Annotated in this window: 19 protein-coding genes and 1 pseudogene; 11 read left to right on the forward strand and 9 right to left on the reverse strand. The window is 36.9% G+C overall.

The genetic code is table 11. The annotated features are described in order from the left end of the window. Window positions 1-84 precede the first annotated feature (84 nt). Together terL and OOK97_RS04095 are read left to right on the forward strand one after the other, a co-directional pair. A complete protein-coding gene (terL, locus tag OOK97_RS04090) occupies window positions 85-1536 on the forward strand; it encodes a phage terminase large subunit (RefSeq protein ID WP_264704967.1) in 1452 nt (483 codons plus the stop codon). A 203-nt stretch (window positions 1537-1739) separates the two neighbouring features. Beyond that, window positions 1740-1985 (forward strand): hypothetical protein, encoded by a 246-nt coding sequence (locus OOK97_RS04095; RefSeq protein ID WP_182320466.1) that lies wholly within the window; start codon window positions 1740-1742, stop codon window positions 1983-1985. A 92-nt stretch (window positions 1986-2077) separates the two neighbouring features. Here OOK97_RS04095 and OOK97_RS04100 read toward each other — a convergent pair whose 3' ends face one another. Then, window positions 2078-3127, reverse strand: a complete 1050-nt coding sequence (locus OOK97_RS04100; RefSeq protein WP_182320464.1) for a class I SAM-dependent methyltransferase — start codon at window positions 3125-3127, stop codon at window positions 2078-2080. 101 nt (window positions 3128-3228) lie between these two features. Here OOK97_RS04100 and OOK97_RS04105 point away from each other — a divergent pair, with 101 nt between their 5' ends. Beyond that, window positions 3229-3600, forward strand: a complete 372-nt coding sequence (locus tag OOK97_RS04105) for a hypothetical protein (protein ID WP_064125057.1) — start codon at window positions 3229-3231, stop codon at window positions 3598-3600. After that, a complete protein-coding gene (locus tag OOK97_RS04110; protein WP_007549418.1) occupies window positions 3601-3885 on the forward strand; it encodes a DUF2610 domain-containing protein in 285 nt (94 codons plus the stop codon). A 6-nt stretch (window positions 3886-3891) separates the two neighbouring features. Here the strand turns inward: OOK97_RS04110 and dapD are convergent, their stop codons facing one another. Beyond that, window positions 3892-4722, reverse strand: coding sequence for a 2,3,4,5-tetrahydropyridine-2,6-dicarboxylate N-succinyltransferase (gene dapD, locus OOK97_RS04115; RefSeq protein ID WP_264704968.1), 831 nt, complete (start codon window positions 4720-4722; stop codon window positions 3892-3894). 75 nt (window positions 4723-4797) lie between these two features. Between dapD and OOK97_RS04120 the strand changes: the two genes are divergently transcribed. Both OOK97_RS04120 and rpe read left to right on the forward strand, forming a co-directional pair. After that, window positions 4798-5226: a zinc-ribbon domain-containing protein gene (locus OOK97_RS04120; protein WP_264704970.1), complete on the forward strand. Its 429-nt coding sequence runs from the start codon at window positions 4798-4800 to the stop codon at window positions 5224-5226. Window positions 5227-5328: 102 nt separating this feature from the next. Continuing rightward, window positions 5329-6009 (forward strand): ribulose-phosphate 3-epimerase, encoded by a 681-nt coding sequence (rpe, locus tag OOK97_RS04125; protein ID WP_264704971.1) that lies wholly within the window; start codon window positions 5329-5331, stop codon window positions 6007-6009. Window positions 6010-6152: 143 nt separating this feature from the next. On the opposite strand, the pseudogene tnpC reads toward rpe, so the two are convergent. From tnpC to OOK97_RS04140, 3 genes and pseudogenes are all read right to left on the reverse strand, one after another. After that, a pseudogene (gene tnpC / locus OOK97_RS04130) lies at window positions 6153-7500 on the reverse strand (IS66 family transposase). 112 nt (window positions 7501-7612) lie between these two features. Further along, on the reverse strand, window positions 7613-8695 hold the full coding sequence (gene ribD / locus OOK97_RS04135; RefSeq protein ID WP_264704972.1) for a bifunctional diaminohydroxyphosphoribosylaminopyrimidine deaminase/5-amino-6-(5-phosphoribosylamino)uracil reductase RibD: 1083 nt from the start codon (window positions 8693-8695) through the stop codon (window positions 7613-7615). Further along, complete coding sequence (locus tag OOK97_RS04140; protein ID WP_070356885.1) at window positions 8695-9894, reverse strand: deoxyguanosinetriphosphate triphosphohydrolase; 1200 nt, start codon at window positions 9892-9894, stop codon at window positions 8695-8697. The genes ribD and OOK97_RS04140 overlap by 1 nt, the downstream gene beginning before the upstream one ends. A 47-nt stretch (window positions 9895-9941) precedes the next feature. Between OOK97_RS04140 and OOK97_RS04145 the strand changes: the two genes are divergently transcribed. Beyond that, window positions 9942-10409 carry a HesB/IscA family protein gene (locus tag OOK97_RS04145; RefSeq protein WP_096616045.1) on the forward strand — a complete coding sequence of 156 codons (468 nt, stop codon included), beginning with the start codon at window positions 9942-9944 and terminating at the stop codon, window positions 10407-10409. A gap of 39 nt (window positions 10410-10448) precedes the next feature. Next, window positions 10449-11123, forward strand: coding sequence for an ABC transporter ATP-binding protein (locus tag OOK97_RS04150; RefSeq protein ID WP_264704973.1), 675 nt, complete (start codon window positions 10449-10451; stop codon window positions 11121-11123). A 238-nt stretch (window positions 11124-11361) separates the two neighbouring features. Here OOK97_RS04150 and OOK97_RS04155 read toward each other — a convergent pair whose 3' ends face one another. Beyond that, complete coding sequence (locus tag OOK97_RS04155) at window positions 11362-12060, reverse strand: alpha/beta hydrolase (RefSeq protein ID WP_264704974.1); 699 nt, start codon at window positions 12058-12060, stop codon at window positions 11362-11364. A 155-nt stretch (window positions 12061-12215) separates the two neighbouring features. On the opposite strand from OOK97_RS04155, the gene OOK97_RS04160 reads away from it, so the two are divergent. The 3 genes from OOK97_RS04160 to tsaD all read left to right on the forward strand — a co-directional run bounded on the left by OOK97_RS04160 (window position 12216) and on the right by tsaD (window position 16062). Beyond that, a complete protein-coding gene (locus OOK97_RS04160) occupies window positions 12216-13352 on the forward strand; it encodes a cysteine desulfurase family protein (RefSeq protein WP_264704975.1) in 1137 nt (378 codons plus the stop codon). A gap of 528 nt (window positions 13353-13880) precedes the next feature. Further along, window positions 13881-14618 (forward strand): WD_0702 family putative metalloprotease, encoded by a 738-nt coding sequence (locus OOK97_RS04165; RefSeq protein ID WP_264704976.1) that lies wholly within the window; start codon window positions 13881-13883, stop codon window positions 14616-14618. Window positions 14619-15054: 436 nt separating this feature from the next. Continuing rightward, window positions 15055-16062, forward strand: coding sequence for a tRNA (adenosine(37)-N6)-threonylcarbamoyltransferase complex transferase subunit TsaD (gene tsaD, locus OOK97_RS04170; RefSeq protein ID WP_065095013.1), 1008 nt, complete (start codon window positions 15055-15057; stop codon window positions 16060-16062). A 352-nt stretch (window positions 16063-16414) separates the two neighbouring features. Here tsaD and OOK97_RS04175 read toward each other — a convergent pair whose 3' ends face one another. From OOK97_RS04175 to OOK97_RS04185, 3 genes are all read right to left on the reverse strand, one after another. Beyond that, window positions 16415-16930, reverse strand: coding sequence for an IS110 family transposase (locus tag OOK97_RS04175; RefSeq protein WP_065095460.1), 516 nt, complete (start codon window positions 16928-16930; stop codon window positions 16415-16417). Then, window positions 16920-17183: a hypothetical protein gene (locus OOK97_RS04180; RefSeq protein WP_007552904.1), complete on the reverse strand. Its 264-nt coding sequence runs from the start codon at window positions 17181-17183 to the stop codon at window positions 16920-16922. The genes OOK97_RS04175 and OOK97_RS04180 overlap by 11 nt, the downstream gene beginning before the upstream one ends. A 509-nt stretch (window positions 17184-17692) precedes the next feature. Further along, window positions 17693-19327, reverse strand: coding sequence for a hypothetical protein (locus tag OOK97_RS04185; RefSeq protein WP_264704977.1), 1635 nt, complete (start codon window positions 19325-19327; stop codon window positions 17693-17695). Window positions 19328-19378 lie beyond the last annotated feature (51 nt).

Genomic DNA, 19378 nt, shown 5'->3' on the forward strand with positions numbered 1-19378 from the left:
GCGGTATGACGGTTAAGTAGGGTGTCATTCCAGTGCTCCTTTTTTTGTCATCCCAGCGTCACGCGTTGGTTTCAACATTATATCATGAACTTTCTAAAATTCATTGAGTTATGCTTTCAAACGGTAGTGCCGGGGTGTGAGTATAACGATTATCAGTATATAAAAGTCATAGCAGACAGGCTGGAAGCGGCGAGCGCTGGTGAAGTGAAACGAATAATATTCAATATGCCTCCGCGTTCAATGAAATCCCTGTGCGCTAGTGTTGCGTGGCCCGCATGGATACTGGGAAACCAACCAACTGCGAGAATAATAGTTGCAAGTTATTCTCAGCGGCTCAGCGAAAAGCACTCGCTCGACACCAGGTGCGTGATGCAGTCTAGTTGGTATAGAGCGCTATTTCCAGAGATAGAACTATCCAAAGACCAGAATACCAAATATAAATTTCAAACAGTGCAGAGAGGATACAGAATCGCAACATCAGTTGGTGGAACACTAACTGGTGAAGGTGGTGATTTTATCATTGTGGACGATCCGCTCAGTTCTGCTCAAGCTTTGAGTGAAACGCTTAGAAAGCGTGCCACAAACTGGTTTGATCAGACTTTAGTAACCAGGCTGAACGATAGAAAAAAAGGAGTCATCGTTCTTGTAATGCACAGGCTACACCAGGAGGACTTAACTGGACACCTTCTCTCCAAGCCAAAAAACATATGGCATCATATTTGTTTGCCAATGATTTCTGAAAATAAGCAGGTTATTTATTCAATCAAAAAGCCAATGCCTCCCGTTCCTGTCATCCGAGTAGCTCAGCACTGTGCGACCAGGCGATTATATAATAAACCAGCGTCACCTGTAAGGATATTATATTCAAGAGAAGAAGGTCAGTTGTTATATCCCCTCGATGGAGGAAAAGAAGAAGTTGAGATAATAAAAGCTGAACTTGGGAGTTACGCTTTTGCTGCTCAATATCAACAAAACCCTCTGCCGCTTTCAAGTGGTATAATTAAACCAGAGTGGCTAAAGCGCTATAAAAATGTTCCTGATAATCTCTCGCATGTAACACAAAGTTGGGATACTGCGGTTTCAACAAGCGACATGAGCAACTTTAGTGTCTGCACCACCTGGGCAAAAATAGATAATAAATTCTATTTACTTGATGTATATCGCGCAAAGCTTGAGTATCCAAAGCTTAAAGAGCAAGTTTTGTCCTTAGCAGCAAGATGGACACCACACGCAATTTTAATCGAAGCAAAAACAAGTGGTCAGCAATTGGTGCAAGAGCTAAAAACAAGCAGTGATTTACCAATTATCGAAATAGTACCACATGATGACAAACTCACTCGATTTTATCAAATTGTTCCGATTATAGAGTCTGGTAAGGTTTTTCTGCCGCACCAAGCAGTATGGCTGAACGATTTTGAGTATGAAATTTTAATGTTTCCAGAAACGCGCCACGACGACCAAGTGGACAGTACCGTGCAATATTTGCAGTGGGTGAGAGATAGTAGCTCTAGGGTTGCAGCTATACGAGCATTGTGATTTGAATCCACTAGGGATGACACCCTCTTGGATGGAGACCAGTGTCAGCTACTTTCATGACACCCTGACAACCGTCATCCCGCTATGTGTTAGCGGGATCTATGCTAAAAGATACCACGGCGGTATGACGTAGAACTGCTGCTTGTTAGCGGATGAGATACCGCGAATGAATCGCGGTATGACGTAGGACTGCTGTTATTCCAGTGTCTGGGCACTGCCGTCTTGGATGGAAAGGCTGGATCCAAGTAGTCAGCTACTCGTATGACATCTTTGTGTTTGAGGCAAAACCAGCTATAACATTTCTTCGCAAACAAATGTTCGTACAGTTGTGGGTCGTGCACAACTCTATTCCTATAGTGAGTAGCTCCCTCCTATCTTATTTATATCATATTTTTAACTTACCCAATAACATAAATTACTTTAGCTATGCTATAGCTAAAGTGGCTTAGGTTTACTTACAATTTGAAAAACAACAAATTCGTCATTCCGCTACTCGTTAGCGCTGCGGCGGTATGATGTAGGGAAACCTTTCTTGGGTTAGCTATATCAATAGCATTGCTTTAAAAAGAGTGCCCATATTTTCAGTCAACCTTAAGAATTCACTAAAGATCCTATTCTTTTGTTCATCACTTGCGCTTTTCATTAAAGCCAGGGTTCTTTCTTTTATGCCAAAAAGATATAAAAATTCTCTTTGAGTTAAAATCTCGCAATCTACGTGTTTTAATGAATCTTTTAATGCTTGAAAGTTTACAAGTGCGGTAATATCACTATTACCAACATTCTCAAGAAAATTAGCATACTTATGTTGTTTTATCGATTGCAAAGTGCTCTTATATGCGGGGTATACATAACCGTAATCTACAATCAAAGCAGCTCCTTTATTATTATATATCTTCTTCTCAAGTTTTTTTAATATTTCAACCCCAACTGAACATATTTCCACCACTGCACCATTAAAAAATTTTCCATTTGTCATCTGAGTAGCTGACACTGGAATCCATGATTCTTTTTTTCTGGATTCCAGTGTCACGCACTGGCATGACACCAAGAGACTGCCATCATCTTGTTTTGTCACCATATTTTCATACCACCCCTCATCATGATATACAAACTGATCTATCGGAAGAGCGTCAAAGAACTCATTTGCTAAAAAAATGGTTGGTTGTTCTGGTAGGTTGTCAATATTTTTGTGCCAATTAACATCTAAGCTTTTTAATTTTTCCTTTTGTATCTTCCGTAAAGTAGGGCTTATTTCAACTAAGTGGATCAACATTGAATTAAAAAAGCTGCTGTATTTTTTAGTGACTCTTATTATATCGTGAATGAGTGTTCCTTTGCCTGGCCCAAGTTCAACTAGAGAAAATTTTGATGGCTTTCCTAATTTTTCCCATGTATGCATTATCCAAACTGCAATTACTTCACCAAATAATTGGCTGATCTCAGGTGCGGTAGTAAAATCACCATCCTTACCAAGCGGTAGTTTACTTGTATAATAGCCGTATTTTTCATGGTACAAAACGGCATTCATGAAATCACTGATGGATATTGATCCTTGACTTTTGTCAATTAATTCGTGTATATAAGTGAGCATGTTATTAATAAATGTTTAACTATAGCGTGCCATAATATAAAATAGTAGAGTATTTATATATATAGTATAAACTTAAGTTTGTGAGTAATAGTGCTTCAGTTATGGACGACAAAAACACCGATTATGTTGCCCTTATACCTCAAGATGATAGTATTGAATACAAATTTGAAGAAGCTGTCAATTTTATAGAAAACAAGGTTATAAATGCTGATGGACTAACTTTAGCGGAAGTGTTTCAAGTGCTAGTTCAAATGCTAGATGGTGATCTAGCATTGGTAAAAAAAGTACTAGCATATGCTAATATTATGGCAAAGCATGGAATGAAGGTAGCAAAAGAGTCGCAATTAAGCAGAGCTGATGTTCGCCGAGCTTTGGAAGGTAGAGAAAGTGTTGTCAATAGACAAGATTTTATAAAGAAACCACCTCTTCCACCTGCTATAAAATCGACCAAAAAGAAAAGTAGAGGTCTTTAAATGGCCGAATCTATAAAAAAATTTACTGTACAATGTGACTTCAAAGGGCAAAGTTCACCTTTTGCAATATATATAGGAAATCCAAAAAGCGATGCTCATCCAATTCATCATCAAGATTCCTGGCTTGTAAAAGAACGTGGAGGGAATATCCCTAATAAAGTAAAAGAAAGTCTACAAAAATTATATAAATTATCTCAAGAAAATGGAGTCTCTTTCTCAGAGCTATGCGCGTATGCCATTACTGTGGTTAGTAATAATGATAAAAAAAGTGACGACAAGCAGTGAGATAGTTTAATCCCTCAATATTTCATTTATAGAGATTTTCGATCTCGTCTTTTCATCCACTTTTTTTACTATGACTGCACAATAGGTTGAAATGTTATTTTTAGATGGAATAGACCCTGGTACCACTACAGAATAAGGTGGCACTTCGCCGTAAAATACCTTGCTAGTTTCTCTATCAATAATTTTTGTTGACGCCCCAATAAACACACCCATGCCAAGGACTGATCCTTCTCTCACTACCACACCCTCGGCCACTTCGCTACGTGCTCCAATAAAGCAATTATCTTCTATAATGACAGGTGAAGCTTGAATAGGCTCAAGAACTCCACCTATTCCCACTCCACCGGAAATATGACAGTTTTTTCCTATTTGCGCACAGCTACCAATCGTTGACCAGGTATCTATCATTGTTCCTGAATCAACATATGCACCAACGTTGATAAAACTTGGCATTAGAACAACATTTGTACCTATATAAGCAGATCGGCGGACAAAACACCCAGGAACTGCTCTAATTTTTAACTGGCGAAATTTCTCCTCATTCCATTCACTAAATTTGTTACCGATCTTGTCAAACCAGCAATTGGTATTGTCTATTATTTTGCTTTCTTCAGTGAGAAAATGTAATAATATTGCTTGCTTTATCCACTTATGTACTACCCATTCTCCACTTGATAGCTTTTCTGCTACTCTAATTTTGCCACTATCAAGGAGCTCAATTACCCCTTTAATTGCTATTCTTGCTGTTTTCTTTAGATTACAGTCATTAAATTTTTCTCTATTTTTCCAAATATTTTCTATCTCACTCTTTGTTTTTTTTAGTTGCGAACCTTCCATTTGTTATATATATATTGATATTAAATTTGTAGCTCTGTATCATTTGAGCTTGTTACTACTTTATATGTAAGTGCTATGAAAATACAATGTAATAGTTGTACTAAAACTTACTTAGTATCTCCTAAGCAAATAGGTGCATCCGGAAGAAAAGTGAAGTGTACGAACTGCAATCACATATGGCATGAATATCTAGAAGAAGTGTCAAACAAACCGCACTTTGCTAATATACAGGAAAAAAAAGTTAGTGGAAGGAATTTTTTACAAAATCTAGCATTTACCACTCTAGCTTTTGCAACAGCTACAGGGTTATGCGTCGTAATTGCTAATGGCATCTTTCCTAGAGAGATGAACAAAGCATACAAAACGATCAGTTTATACAAGGATTCAATAAGCTATAAATTAGGGTACAAAAAAGAACAAACAGAAAGTCCAAATGTAAAAAAACTTGCTGTAAATAAGTTTTATCAAGACTACCTTTTTTTATCTAATTTAAGATCTAGTTAAATAGGCATACCGATATCGGTATCCAGCTTCTCTAGCTACTTAGATGGTGTTTAGGGTGACAGAGTTTAAAAATAAGTTATTTTTTAGTAAAAAAGGCAGCTCATGAGTATTAAAATTGCACCTTCTATACTTTCAGCAGATTTTGCAAAATTAGGAGAAGAAGTAAGAAAAATTAGCGATTTAGGTGTAGATTACATACACATAGACGTTATGGATGGGAATTTCGTTCCAAATATTACAATTGGTCCTAGCGTTGTCTCTGCAATACGTAAATATAGCAATCTTCCTTTTGATGTGCATTTAATGGTCAAATCTCCTGGTAACCACATTGAAAGCTTTATAAATGCTGGTGCTGATATTATCACTGTACATGCAGAAGCAGAGATACACCTTGAGAGGTTGATAAGAAAGATAAAGTCATACAAAAATGTAAACGACGAAAAAAAACCGATTCAAGTTGGAGTTTCAATTGTTCCTTCAACTTCTCCAAGTGTGCTTGAATATATAATACATGAGCTAGATATTGTGCTGATTATGACAGTCAACCCTGGCTTTGGAGGGCAGGAATTTATTCATTCACAGTTGAACAAGATATCTACTATAAAAAAAATGATACAGGAGCGTAATCTTAAAACACAAATTTCAGTGGATGGTGGAATTAACTTTTTTAACGCAGCTGATATAATAAAAGCAGGTGCAGATATTTTAGTTGCGGGATCGGCGATATTCAAGGCTGAAGATATTAAGAAGGCCGTAAACGATCTTAAAAATCCATTGTTGTGACCCTATATAGCTAAAGTGGCTTAGGTTTACCTACAATTTGAAAAACAACAAATTCGTCATTCCGCTACTCGTTAGCGGAATCTATGCTGAGATACCGCGGCGGTATGACGTAGAAAAACCTTTCTTGGGTTGTATCCGTTCAGCTAAGCGGTGTGAGAGATGATAGATAAGAGGTTTTGGAAAGCCCATTTGTTTCCATGTCAAGTATAATGAAATTATCCGTTCAAGTTCCCCACTTCGATTGGGTAAAATATGAATTTTTGCGATAAACGACATAATGCCGTATCTGCTGTTCAGCATGGTTGTTTGTCAGCGGAATGTTTTCTGGGTCATCTAAAAAATTCCACATTATTCTTTCAGATTTCAAAATATTTTTTGCAACTCGAGAAGCTCCAATTGCTTCAGGTAAACGGCTTCAAGTAATACCTTGTACGTTTTCGCAATTTTCTGGCACGTCTGGTAAATCTAAAAACATCTATCTCATTTTTTAGCAAGGCCTTTTTTAGTGCAAATAATTCAGTGGCTACGTTTCTTAAGTAACAGCCCAGAACTTTAACTTCAACTATGTGCTAATCTTTCAAAATCTCTTGATAAATGTGCCCAACAGATTTGCCTGTTCTTATCGGCAAAGTAGTTGTATGCTGCGTACCTGTCGTAAGCTATTGCGATTGCAGAACTTACTATTTTGTAAAACCTTCATTCCTCTTGACTCTGTCAATTTTATAAAACTTGCTGTATTACTGGCAAACATCCAGCACCAACCAAGTTTACCTTTGTTATAATGGCTCGTTTCATCGATATGCAGAACTTCACTTTTACTTACTTCTTGCTCGATTTGCTCATATGCTTCTTGGCATTTTTCTGCAACTCTAGCCTCGCTATTTGACACGCTACCAACACTGATGTCCAGGTTGAAAATATTTTTTATAATATTTGCTACTTCTCTTTTCGAGTTCTTGTAAAATCCGCTCAGCGCCGCAATTGTTGACTTAACTTTTGGACCAAATGTATCCGCAGTAACACCTTCTGGTAGCCTGCTACTTTTTCTTTTTCCACACTTGCAACAGCGGCCATTGGTATTCCACAACATAAGGCTTAATTTCTGGCAAATCAACTTTTTGATGAATGTATGGCTCTTTCGATATCGCAATTTCTCCTCCGCACTCGCAAGAACTCTATTTTCACCACTTCATCTGCTTCCATTTTAGGGCGATACTTTCCTTCATGCCCAATCTGTGCCCCTATTTTCCTGTCACTTTTTTTCTTTTTCTTCTTTAGCTTGTATAACTCTTTTGAGCTCGGTATCGATGAATTTTGTGAATTCAGACCTAGTCTTTCTTTCAATTCAGCATTTTCGATTCTTAGCGCCTTATTCTCAGATCTAAAATTTTCGTTTTCTATCTCTAACCTCTTTATCTCTGCTTTTAGTTGCTCTATCTCTATTTTAAAGCTTTCACAGAGCTTGAGAAGACTAGCTAGTAGATCAGACATATTTACCACACATACTACTTGTGATATTATGTTTTTAGCACTCCTTGTCTACTTTTTATTTTACCGCTCCGCTGAACGGATACCTTTTTTTTACTGTTTGAGTATGTAAGGATTATGACGACCTATCCCAAACCTCAACTATATCCTCACTAAACTCTATTATCTTTGTTTTTTTAAACTGATAACAGTTGTTAATGAATTGAATCCCTAAATCTCCTACAAAAGGAGTGGCATCATTGCCTAAAATTTTACCACTGCGGCATATTATCAACCTGTCGATTAAATTACACTTTAATAGTTCTGTGATTAACACTCCTCCACCTTCAACTAATAACCTTGTTATACCGATTTCTGAAACAAGTTTTAATGCCATGTCCTTTAGGCAGGCTTTGCCTGCATCGTTTGAATTGACTTTCAAGTAGTTAATGTTTTTTATTTTTTTCTCTACTTCTTTATTTGTGATGACCCAAGTTATTACTTTGTCTGCAGTCTTTGCAATGTTATGCTCTTCCTTTAATCTCCCTTGACTATCTATAATTAGCCTTATTGGCGATCTACTTCCGAGTCCTGGTAATCTGCAAGTTAAGAGTGGATCATCATTAATAAGAGTATTGCTGCCGATCATAATTGCATCATATTTCGTTCTGAGCTCATGCACCCAGTTTCTCGTATTTTCACTTGTTATCCATTTGCTATCGCCTGTAAATGTTGCGATTTTCCCGTCAAGAGTTGTTGCGATTTTACAGGCTATAAATGGCCTGTGTAGTTTTTTAGTGGTGAAAAAACCGACATTCAGTTCTTCTGCCTCTTTTTGCATGATACCTTGCTCAACTTCAATTCCTGCTTCTTTCAGAGCTTTCATGCCTCTGCCTGAAACTCTACTATCTGGGTCAATAGTTGCAATTACTACTCTTTTTATGCTAGCTTTTATGATTTTTGCAGTGCAAGGCCCCGTGACTCCGTGATGACAACATGGCTCAAGAGTGATATATATAGTTGCGCCATGAGTTGAATCTTTAGCGTTTTGCAAAGCGACTACCTCCGCATGCGGACGCCCACCAATCCCTGTGTATCCCTCACTAACAATTGTACCATCCTTTACAATAACACACCCGACAGCAGGATTTGGTGCAACATTTCCAAGATTTTTTTCTGCAAGCCTTAATGCAATTGACATGAAATGATCATCAGTCATTAGAAAGAAGTCATTTCGTATGAGGTATCAAAAATTCTTCTGTGCTCGTGTATAGCAAATCTATCTGTCATACCTGAGATATAGTCACATATTATTACTGAACGCTGAGATTCACAAGCGAGTTTGCTCCACTCTGTGGGAAGTAATCCTGGGTTTTCATAAAAACATTGAAAGAGTTCCTGTATTATGCGTTTTGCTTTGTTCATCGTTCTACTCAGTTTATAGCTTCTGTATATTTTCTCCATGTTGAATCTTTTCATTTCTTTTGTAGCATTCGCAACTTCTGGTGAAAATGTGACTAGCATTTTATTTAGACTTCTTACGTCTTCTACGCTTTTTATTTTGTGATCTTCAATATTTCTTTCAGTCTGAGAAACAACATCACTTATCATAGTTCCTATAGTTCCACTCAGTGATTCATGTATGAGTTTGCTCTGAGGCAATTCTGAATATCTGCTCCTTATGTCTTTAAACATTTTTTCAATTAAAGGAACATTCAGCAAATCTTCGATGGTTACTAAATTCGCCCTGAGTGCATCATCAAGATCGTGAACACTGTAAGCAATATCATCGGCAATTGAAGCAACTTGCGCTTCAATGCTTGAAAATTCTTCAAGTTTTAGATCATATTTTTTGTTGTATTCTAATAACAGCTGATTATTTGTAGAAGACTCCGCGTTTTGACCAAGCAAGGGACCGTTATGTTTTGCAACTCCTTCAATCACCTCCCAACTTAGATTCATACCATCAAAATCAGCATGTTTTTGTTCGAGGTAAGTTAAAATCCTTATAGCTTGAACATTATGATCAAACTCATACTTCTCGTTATCAAGATTCAAATCTTGAACTGATTTCTTTAGAGCATCTTCACCTGCATGACCAAATGGAGGATGACCAAGATCATGTGCGAGCGCTATGCATTCAGTGATATCCTCATTTAAGCCAAGTCTACGCGCAATGGACCTTGCAATTTGTGCAACTTCAAGGCTATGAGTAAGCCGAGTGCGATAGTAGTCGTGCTCATAATTGATAAAAACTTGTGTTTTGTACTCCAATTTTCTAAACGCATTAGAGTGAATGATACGGTCCCTATCACGCTGAAAGCAGCTGCGATTCTCATCTTCTGGCTCTTTGAAGTATCTCCCTTTTGTTTTGCTTGGAAAACATGCATAATTTAATAGAAAATTATTGTTTGACATGTAAAATTTCTACTATAATAAGTTATCAATAATAAATGGTGGTTACTATGTCAACAAATTACAACATCAACTTAACTGATAATGCACTAAAAAAAATCCACTCTCTTGCAGAGCAGGAAGGGGATAAGAGTTCCGTTTTACGGGTTGCAGTTTCAGGTGGTGGATGTTCTGGCTTCAAATACAATTTTCTTATGGATCAAATGAATAAAAATCTATCTTTGGATGATGAAGACGATGATTACGATGATGAGTTTGATGACGAAGACGAAGATGATGACTATGACTATGAAGAAAGTGAGGACTATAGAAGCCACTCCAGTTTTAGCGAAAAAGGTAAAGATATAGTAATTAATGATGAAAATGGCAATCCTGTATTAATGGTTGATAATTGTTCAGCAAAATTTTTAAATAACTCAGTTATAGATTATACTGAGGATCTCAGTGGTTCTGGTTTTCAAATAAAGAATGCCTTTGCTAAGTCTCAATGTGGTTGTGGTAACAGTTTTTCGGTTTAATTATTACTAAAACTTAGATGCCTTCTGGATCTTTTAAACATGGGTGGTAATGTAGCACTAGAACTAACTTCCGTAGATAAAAGCTTCAAGAACAATTCTGCTGTTGTAAAGGATATCAACTTAAGTGTTACAAGAGGGCAAGTAGTAGCGCTGATTGGCGATTCAGGTGCAGGGAAAACAACTATATTGCAAATCGCAGGCTTGTTGGACAAGCCAACTTCAGGTATAGTTACGATAGATGGAATAAATTGCACACAAGCCAGTAATAAGCATAAAACTCATGTAAGAAGAAATTTTCTTAGTTTTGTTTATCAATTTCACTATTTGTTACAAGAGTTATCGGTGTTGGAAAATATTATGCTTCCTCAACTCATTGCAGGAAAAAGCAAAGCTGAAGCAAAAAAAAATTCGCAAGCAACATTGGAAAAATTTGGTCTGGAAAACAAAGCAAGTAGTATGATATCTGAAGTTTCAGGTGGGGAAAGGCAGAGAGTTGCAATTGCAAGAAGCATTGTAAATTCTCCAAAGCTTTTACTTGCAGATGAGCCAACAGGAAATTTAGATCCAACAAATTCTTTTAAGGTGTTTTTACTGCTACATTCATACGTAAAGGAAAATAACAGCTCTATGCTTATAGTAACACACAATCATTTCCTTGCAGAAAAGGCAGACTGCATTTTCCAATTGAGAGATCGATCATTAGTGAAGTTGTGAATAGGAAAAATAGCACAATTTCTATGCCCTATACTTATCTAACCAATGATCATTAACAGAGTATAACTCGCATGAAATGCTTTCATTGCTTTTTATACATGGACTTTTTAACTTACGCTGTTTACTTAGGAAACACCCCGATAACATAAACACAGCTAAAACAAAAAATAATAGCTTTTTAAACATAACAAAACCCTTTTATTTATATTACTACACTCATTTCTCTTATTTGTAAAGATTAGGCATATTCTTTTACCCTTACCTCTTTTTTGACCTTTTGAAAAGAAATAGTTGCACTATTCAAGCGCAGTTTTATATAATTGTCCACGATTTGAGTCACTTCCTCTTCTTTATCCTTTAGAAAGTGATTAGTATCATCTATTATATGGTATTTCATGTGATCACTTCTTACTGAATTTATCAACCTTTTTGCTAAGTCTGTTACATCGCTTTCTTCTGAGATTGTATCATTACTGCTTTGTATTATAAGCCCAGAAACTGGACAGGGAGAAAGAAAAGAAAAATCGTACTTAGTTACCGGAAGAGAAAGAGCAATAAAACCCACTATCTCAGGGCGGCGCATTGTTAGCTGCATAGCCACCCATGCTCCAAAAGAAAAACCAGCGATCCAAATTGGAACATTGCTAGGATTATGTTCCTGAAGCCAATCAATGGCTACCGCAGCGTCAGTTAATTCTCCTATACCCTTATCAAAAGTTCCGGTAGATTTTCCCACACCACGAAAGTTAATTTTCAATGCAGAAAAATTGTTATCGATAAAAGACGTATATGTACTATGTACAATTTTACTATCCATATTACCACCATATTGAGGATGATGATGTAAAACCAGCACAACCGGCGCGTTGGCATCTTTGCTTTGGTGGTATTCACCTTCTATCTTTCTTGTTGCATTATTTAAAAAAACTTCAACCATGGTAACTCCTAATAAGAACCCGCTTGACAGGTATTGATGACGTGAGTTATTAATTATGTATTAATTTCGCTGTTTTTGCAATAAATTTTTTATCGTGTTAAAGCTAACGTACATAGTTATGGCTATAGTTGATGGTAAACTTATTTAAGTGACAGATGAATCCATTCTCTTTAGAAAATAGTGGTTGCGTATATGCTGATTACAATGCAACTGCTCCAATTAGTGAAAATGTAAAAAAAAGTATATTTGAGGTCTTGTCAAAACAAACGCTCAATCCATCATCACTACATAAGAGAGGACAAGAAGCGAGGAAGATTCTTCAGGATGCAAGAGATAACGTACGTGGTGCTATTGGCGTTTCAAGTGATAAAGAAATAGTTTTTACGTCTGGTGCAACTGAAGCGAATAACCTTGTTATGAGAGGAATAGCAGGCTACCTGCATATAATTTCAGCTATAGAGCATCCTTCAATTCTTAATTCTGCATGTAATCCATATATAATACCTGTTAATCAGGAGGGCATTGTTGACTTTTTAGAGCTAGAAAAAATTCTAAGCGAACTTAAAGGAAACAAAGCAATAGTTTCAGTTATGATGGCAAATAACGAAACCGGAGTTATTCAGCCTGTTAAGGAAATAGCTGAAATAGCACACAAATTTGGAGCAATTTGCCACACTGACACTGCTCAAAGTGTTGGAAAAATTAAAGTTAATATGGAAGATCTAGGAGTGGATTTACTCACTTTATCCGCCCATAAATTTGGCGGTATAGCAGGCAGTGGAGTTTTAATATTCAATAAAGAACTTGCGATAGAACCTATTATAATAGGTGGTGGACAAGAGAAGGGATTTCGTGGTGGTACGGAAAATATTGTTGCGATTGCAGGCCTTTCTGCTGCACTGCAAAATATTCCAGACCTTCTATCAAAAATGGATGAAGTAAAGGAGCTACGCGATCAATTAGAGTGTGAATTATTAAATCTTGCCAGTGACATAAGAATCTTCGGTAAAAACTCTAAGAGGCTGCCAAACACAAGTTTTATTTATATGCCAGGAGTAAAGAGTGATGTGCAGCTCATGCATTTTGACTTGAATTATATTGCAGTTAGTAATGGCTCCGCATGTTCTTCTGGAAAAGTTGAGCCTTCCCATGTTTTGCTTGCAATGGGGGCAACAAAAGAGCAAGCAGAGTGTTCAATTAGAATCAGTATAGGTCCAGAAACTAAACCACAAGACATAAAAAAAATAGTGGATTGTTGGTATAATATCTACAAGCAGAACTCCTTGGTATAGATAATACGTGGTATCATGCAGGCACTGGCCGAGCATTAGATGTAAAAAATTACTTTACAACCCCGCGGTATCTCTAGATCCCGCTAACAAGCAGCGGGATGACGGTTGTTAGGCTAGCTGTCATCCAAGTAGCTGACACTGGTTCCTTTATGACGGCAGTGCCCCTATGGTGTCATTCCAGTGCCCTGACTACTTGGATCTAGCAAGCTTTGCTTGCAAATAAGTCTAATACGTGTCGCGTTTTATGCCAAAACACAATTGGAGTTACATGCAAAATAGATCCCAGACTGGGATGACAAAAAAAGAGCACTGGAATGACACCATTTGCTGTGCAATTTACCTTCAAAAATGAATGTTCGTACAGCTATGGATTCATTCGCGGTATCTCACCATAGATCCCGCTGACAAGCAGCGGTATGACGGTTATCAGTAAACATGAATTACTTTAGCTATGCAATCAGGCTTCCTAAAAACACTTTGTAGCCAATCAATTCTTGAGTATAAAAAAAATTCCTTTAATAATAAGGTATGCTAATCAGGAATTTAATAAAACAAGCAACTCAAGTAGGAAGCAGTGAAAATGCAATACGGTATGTCGAATATCTCTATCAATTTGAGAAGTTTAGAAACACATTAAACCTCACTTTATCACTAATAAAGCAAAATAGGCTCTCATTTGAAATATACCAAGAGGGATTAGTGGATATGGAAGAGGGAGTGTGTAAGATAATCAGGTCTTCCAGTGTAAATAGATATGTTATTGTACTGAGGAAGTCAAACCCATACATTATAGTGCATGAACTTTCACACATGGTTGAAAATGAACTGAACTTAAATTTGGAGCAGGAATTCCTCCATAAAGTTTACCAGGATATTGAGCAGAACCTAAAGCAAGCAAATATTCTTGTGCAGAAAATTATCGGCCAAGTTATATTTAAGGAGATACAGGCTTATCAAACTGCAAAATCACGCGCATCTGAATTATTTGCACGCTATTTTGAGCTATTTGCTTGGGCGCAGGAGGTTTACCCTAAAGATAAAGAATACTTAATCCGCACTCAAGACTTAAACAAAGTGTTCCTTGCTACTGGCCAATGGAAAAAGAGCTACCTTGATTCACAAATGATGGAGAGAATAGATAAGGAAATCAAGGAATACAGCAATAAAACTGCCACTAAAGACGTAACCAAAGTGCAAAGCAGTTGGACTAATAAATTTTCTCCTGGGGGCAAAAAAATTAGCTCTATATTTGGAGATGATGATTAGCTTATAGTGCAGGCCAGACGTCATACCGCCGCGAACCGTCATACCGTGATTCATTCTTTTGGTGTACGAACATTGCAATTTGCAGGTAATTTGAGTAGTAGATGGTGTCATTCCAGTGCTTGACACTGGAATCCAGGAATTTGGATTGGGCACTAAGTTGGTGAGCATAAAAGTGGCTGATCTTATGTTAAAACACAACGTTCTTGATGAGATTACGGCAAGGCTGGATTCCAGTGTCAAGCACTGGAATGACACCATTTGCTGTGCAGTTTACCTTTAAGAATGAATGTTCGTACAGTTGTGCGCGGTATCTCATCAGCTAACACGTAGCGGAATGACGGTTGTCGGTAAATCTTTTAGCTATAGAAGTTAACTTTGCAGTTAACTTCTACAGCGTTTCAAAGTATAGTTTTGGTAATACAGTAACTAAATATACATGAAAACCATTTTAGCTGTTGAAACAAGCTGCGACGAAACTGCAGTAGCGATTGTAAATAGTGACAAGCAAGTCCTTGCTCACGAAATTCTCTCCCAAGCAGAACACAAAAAACGTGGTGGGGTGATCCCTGAAATAGCTTCACGTGCTCATATGAAGCATTTAAGTGGTCTAATAAAAAGCGCCGTGGAAAAATCTAACCTTAACTTTTGTGACCTCAATGCAATTGCAGCAACATCAGGACCAGGACTCATAGGTGGATTAATAGTTGGTACAATGATGGCTAAAGCAATTGCGCATGTAGCACAAAAACCGTTCATTGCAGTGAATCACTTAGAAGCGCATGCATTGGTTATTAGGTTACTGCATGAGGTAAAATTTCCATTTTTAGTCCTACTAATATCAGGTGGTCACTGTCAATTTTTAATTGCACAGGATGTAGGTAAATACATTAAACTTGGAGAAACGCTCGATGATTCACTAGGAGAAGCATTTGATAAAGTTGCTAAGATGCTGGGTTTAAGCTATCCCGGAGGGCCATTAATTGAAAAGTTAGCTAAAAAAGGCAATGGTGCAAGATTTAAATTGCCAAGGGCAATGATAAAACGTTCTGGATGTAACTTTTCGTTTTCTGGAATTAAAACAGCAGTAAAAAACTTAGTGCAAGAACTTAAAATGAGCGAGCAAGATGTGTGTGATGTATGTGCTTCGTTTCAAGAGTGTATTAGTGACATACTGCTGGACAGGGTTAGTAATGCGATTATTATGGCCGAATCTTTAAATATCAAAATCAATGACTTTGTGATTACCGGCGGAGTTGCAGCAAATAATTTCTTGAGAGAAAAATTAAAACAACACATAAACTTAAACATATTTTTTCCTCCCAACAACCTATGTACAGATAATGCAATAATGGTTGGATGGGCAGGAATTGAAATGTTACAGAAAAGCTATATAGATTCTCTCAATTTTGCACCAAGACCTAAGTGGGAGTTAGAGAGTTATTAAAAGCTCTCAATTCTGAATTATAGCTAAAGTGACTTAGGTTCTCTAATTGCACATAAGTCAACAATAATTTTCACACAAATCAAAACAGCATATCTTCTCCATAATCCTTGGTAATTTTACATAAGTTAAAAGTAGCATATGGTTCTCTCCGCGGTCTGAGATGACAATAAATTTGTCAAGCCGCATTATACTTGTTAGGCGGAAGTGGACGGCAACATATTTACCACGAAGTCTAACTAAGTTCTTGCTTGTCCCTTCCATCGGCATTGCTATCTTTATTTTCAATAAAATTATTGTCCTATGCTCTTTTGATGTTTATTGATAATAAAATTCTGTTTTATCAACCAACATCCTATGCATAATTACAGCTAATTTTCTTGCTACTGCTACAATTGCTTTTTTCATTCCTTTTTTCTTCGCAACCCCAGTTTTTTAATTTAAATGTCCTCTTGGTAACTGTAAGCATTGTTTGTGCAGCTTCATATAACATACTTCTACATTCCGCTGGTCCCATCTTTGATATGCTGCCATGCCGATCAACTTCTCCAGAAGAATATTGCCTTGGTGTCAACCCTATATATGCTCCAACTGTATCAGATTTCTCAAACCTATGTGGGTTATCAATTGCAGCTTTATACGTCATTGCTACTATAATCCCCACTCCTGGAACAGTAGTTAACAATTTACAATCATCGTCTTTTTCACCTTGTTCTGAAAGCATTTTGTCAAGCTTTCTTAATGACTTTTCTATTGCTTCCAAACTACAAACTAACGCTTCAATTGAACTCCTACTGATTTCATCCAAATTATTTATTGCCTCTTGTATTCTTAAAGCGAAAGTTTCAAATTTTGATCCTTTATCGACCATGTATCTTCAACAACCCTCTTATTGTTCCAATAACCTGCTGTTTGCTACACATTAGCTGTCTTCTGCTTCCAAGCGCTATTTTAATTTGACAACTGATTTTACTAACACTTCTCATCATCTGCGCTATACCCCTCGCATCGTTTTTATCATTCTTATTGATTCTTGCAGACAACGCTGCTGCCATATGCCTTGCATCTACACAAATTACTGGTAATCCAAAACTCCTTAACTCTTTGCACATTGATATTGACAACTATCCACTTTCTATTCCTATGGGTTCGTATTTTTTGCCTTGGCTAATCTGCTATTGCCTTACTTTCGCTTGCAACAACTTCTTCCTTAACAACTTTTCCTTTCTCATCAACGATACTTATAAAAGTTTCTTTTAATGAGATCGCTATAATATTTCATGACCTACTGTAAAAGTTTAAATTATTTTTGAAGAACCAATTCATTGAATTTGTTACTTCGTGCTAAAATAATGGAGTATGTCTCTCCATCATTCAATAGCAATTACAGTATGTTTAGCTATAATTTGAAAAACAAAAATTCGTCATTCCGCTACTAGTTAGCGGGATCTAGAGATACCGCGGCGGCATGACGTAGGATTGCTGTCATCCCGCTGCTTGTTAGTGGCTAAGAGATACTGTGAATAAATCACGGTATGACGGTTAAGTATCCCGCTACGTGTTAGCGGCTGAGATAACGCGAATAAATCGCGGGATGACGTGTTGCTTGGGTCAGCTATAGAAGCAAAACTCATCATTTTGAAAGAGGAGGAGATTTTTCCGGACCCTCAGCGGAGATTGATTTTGGATCTGATAATTCTGTATTTACCTTGATTGGCTCTAATGGAGTTTTCTGCTCTTCCGGTTTATCATCTGGAATTGGAACAGGCCAATCCATAATGTTTTGCGGTATAACTTCTGTTTCTTTAGCTTCTTTTTGACCTGTTGAAGATGATGCATCAATTCCTGCATTTTTAGTAACTTCTTGTTTGAGTTGTTTATTTTCTTCTTGTAATTGCTTTAAATTTTTCTTTAACTCGTCAATCTCTCTTATTTTTTGTTTTAATTGTTCAGATATAGTTAGTTTGTCTCTAGTCAATTTTTTGTTTTCTTGTCTTAACCCACTAGCTATTCTGCTTGAGTTGTTGTTTACAGCTTGTATACCTTGGTCTTGCTGCTGCATGCTTGTTCCTCTACTTTCATATTCAACTTCAGTTTGAGTTGCCTGACCTTTTTCCTGCTGTAATATGTTCTGCAGTTGCTCTAGACTTTCTTTGACAGACTTCAACTCTTCTTGTAACATGTCTTCCTTTTCTTTATAACTCTCTTCGAGTTCCGCAAGTGTGGATTTTAAGGAGTCACGTTCTAAGCTTAGATTGTCACGCTGCTCTGCAAGTTTGTTAATTTCATTTATAGCCTCATCTACACCTTTTAATCTTTCTTGTTCATACTTTTTCTCATAATCTTTGTGTATTTCTTGTTCATCGTAGTCATCGTCAATGTATTCATCAGTGATTTCGAACTCTTCATCATCAATCTTGCTTTCAACAGAAAAAGAACTTCTACGAGAAGAAGGTGTGCTAGGAGAGAAATACCCACTGCTGCTCGGTGTAGGTGACTGTGGTGATATATGTGGATCTTTTGTAAATATTTCCTCTGCTGGTACTTGCTGATCATCTACACTCCTGGACATGCCAGTAAAAGCTTGATACAGAGTTTTTCCGTTGATAAAAACTTCTTTATTTTGTCCGACTAACTTTAATACTTCTTCTGAACTCGTTATTCCTCCAAATTTTGGCTCACCAATAACACTCTGTATACCACCAGAATCCAATTTTACGGTCATGCTACAGTCTATGCTGTTACCTTCAGAATCCTTAGCCTGCCAATTAATGGTCATTTCACATGAGCTTGAACCAGTAAAATCATAGTGCCTTTCGCTGCCTTTTTTGGTTGCAGTTATTTGACTATCTTTCCCTAAAGATATGTTATAAACCTTACCTTCACTGCTGGCCCTTAAAATATTGCTAATTTCTATTGGTTTTTCTTCATTTTCAAATCTAATTTTGAAGTCATTATCTTTTGTTGAATACGCTAAGAAATTTTGACCAGGCAGAGACGACTTAAGTTCTTTATGCGTTGCGTCTATTGATTGCTCAAATTTTTGGAACTCCTTTTCCCACTTTAAATTTATCTGTCCTGTAATGTTCTCATCTTTGCGTAAAGGACCAATAAAGTACCAGATGAGATTTTCTTCCTTTAGTTTTTTTATAAAATCCTGAAGATCGTTGCAAGATTCAATGACACTTAAAATATCATTTTTCTTCTGTTCATCTACATCTAAACTTTGACTTTCAGCTATCAATACATTTTCGTTTTCCTGTGGCATAATTTTACATTTTAAAAAATATACTATAATATTAACAGATTTCTTTAAAAA

Source organism: Wolbachia endosymbiont (group A) of Gymnosoma rotundatum, from assembly GCF_947250765.1.
GTDB classification, from domain to species: Bacteria; Pseudomonadota; Alphaproteobacteria; order Rickettsiales; family Anaplasmataceae; genus Wolbachia; species Wolbachia pipientis.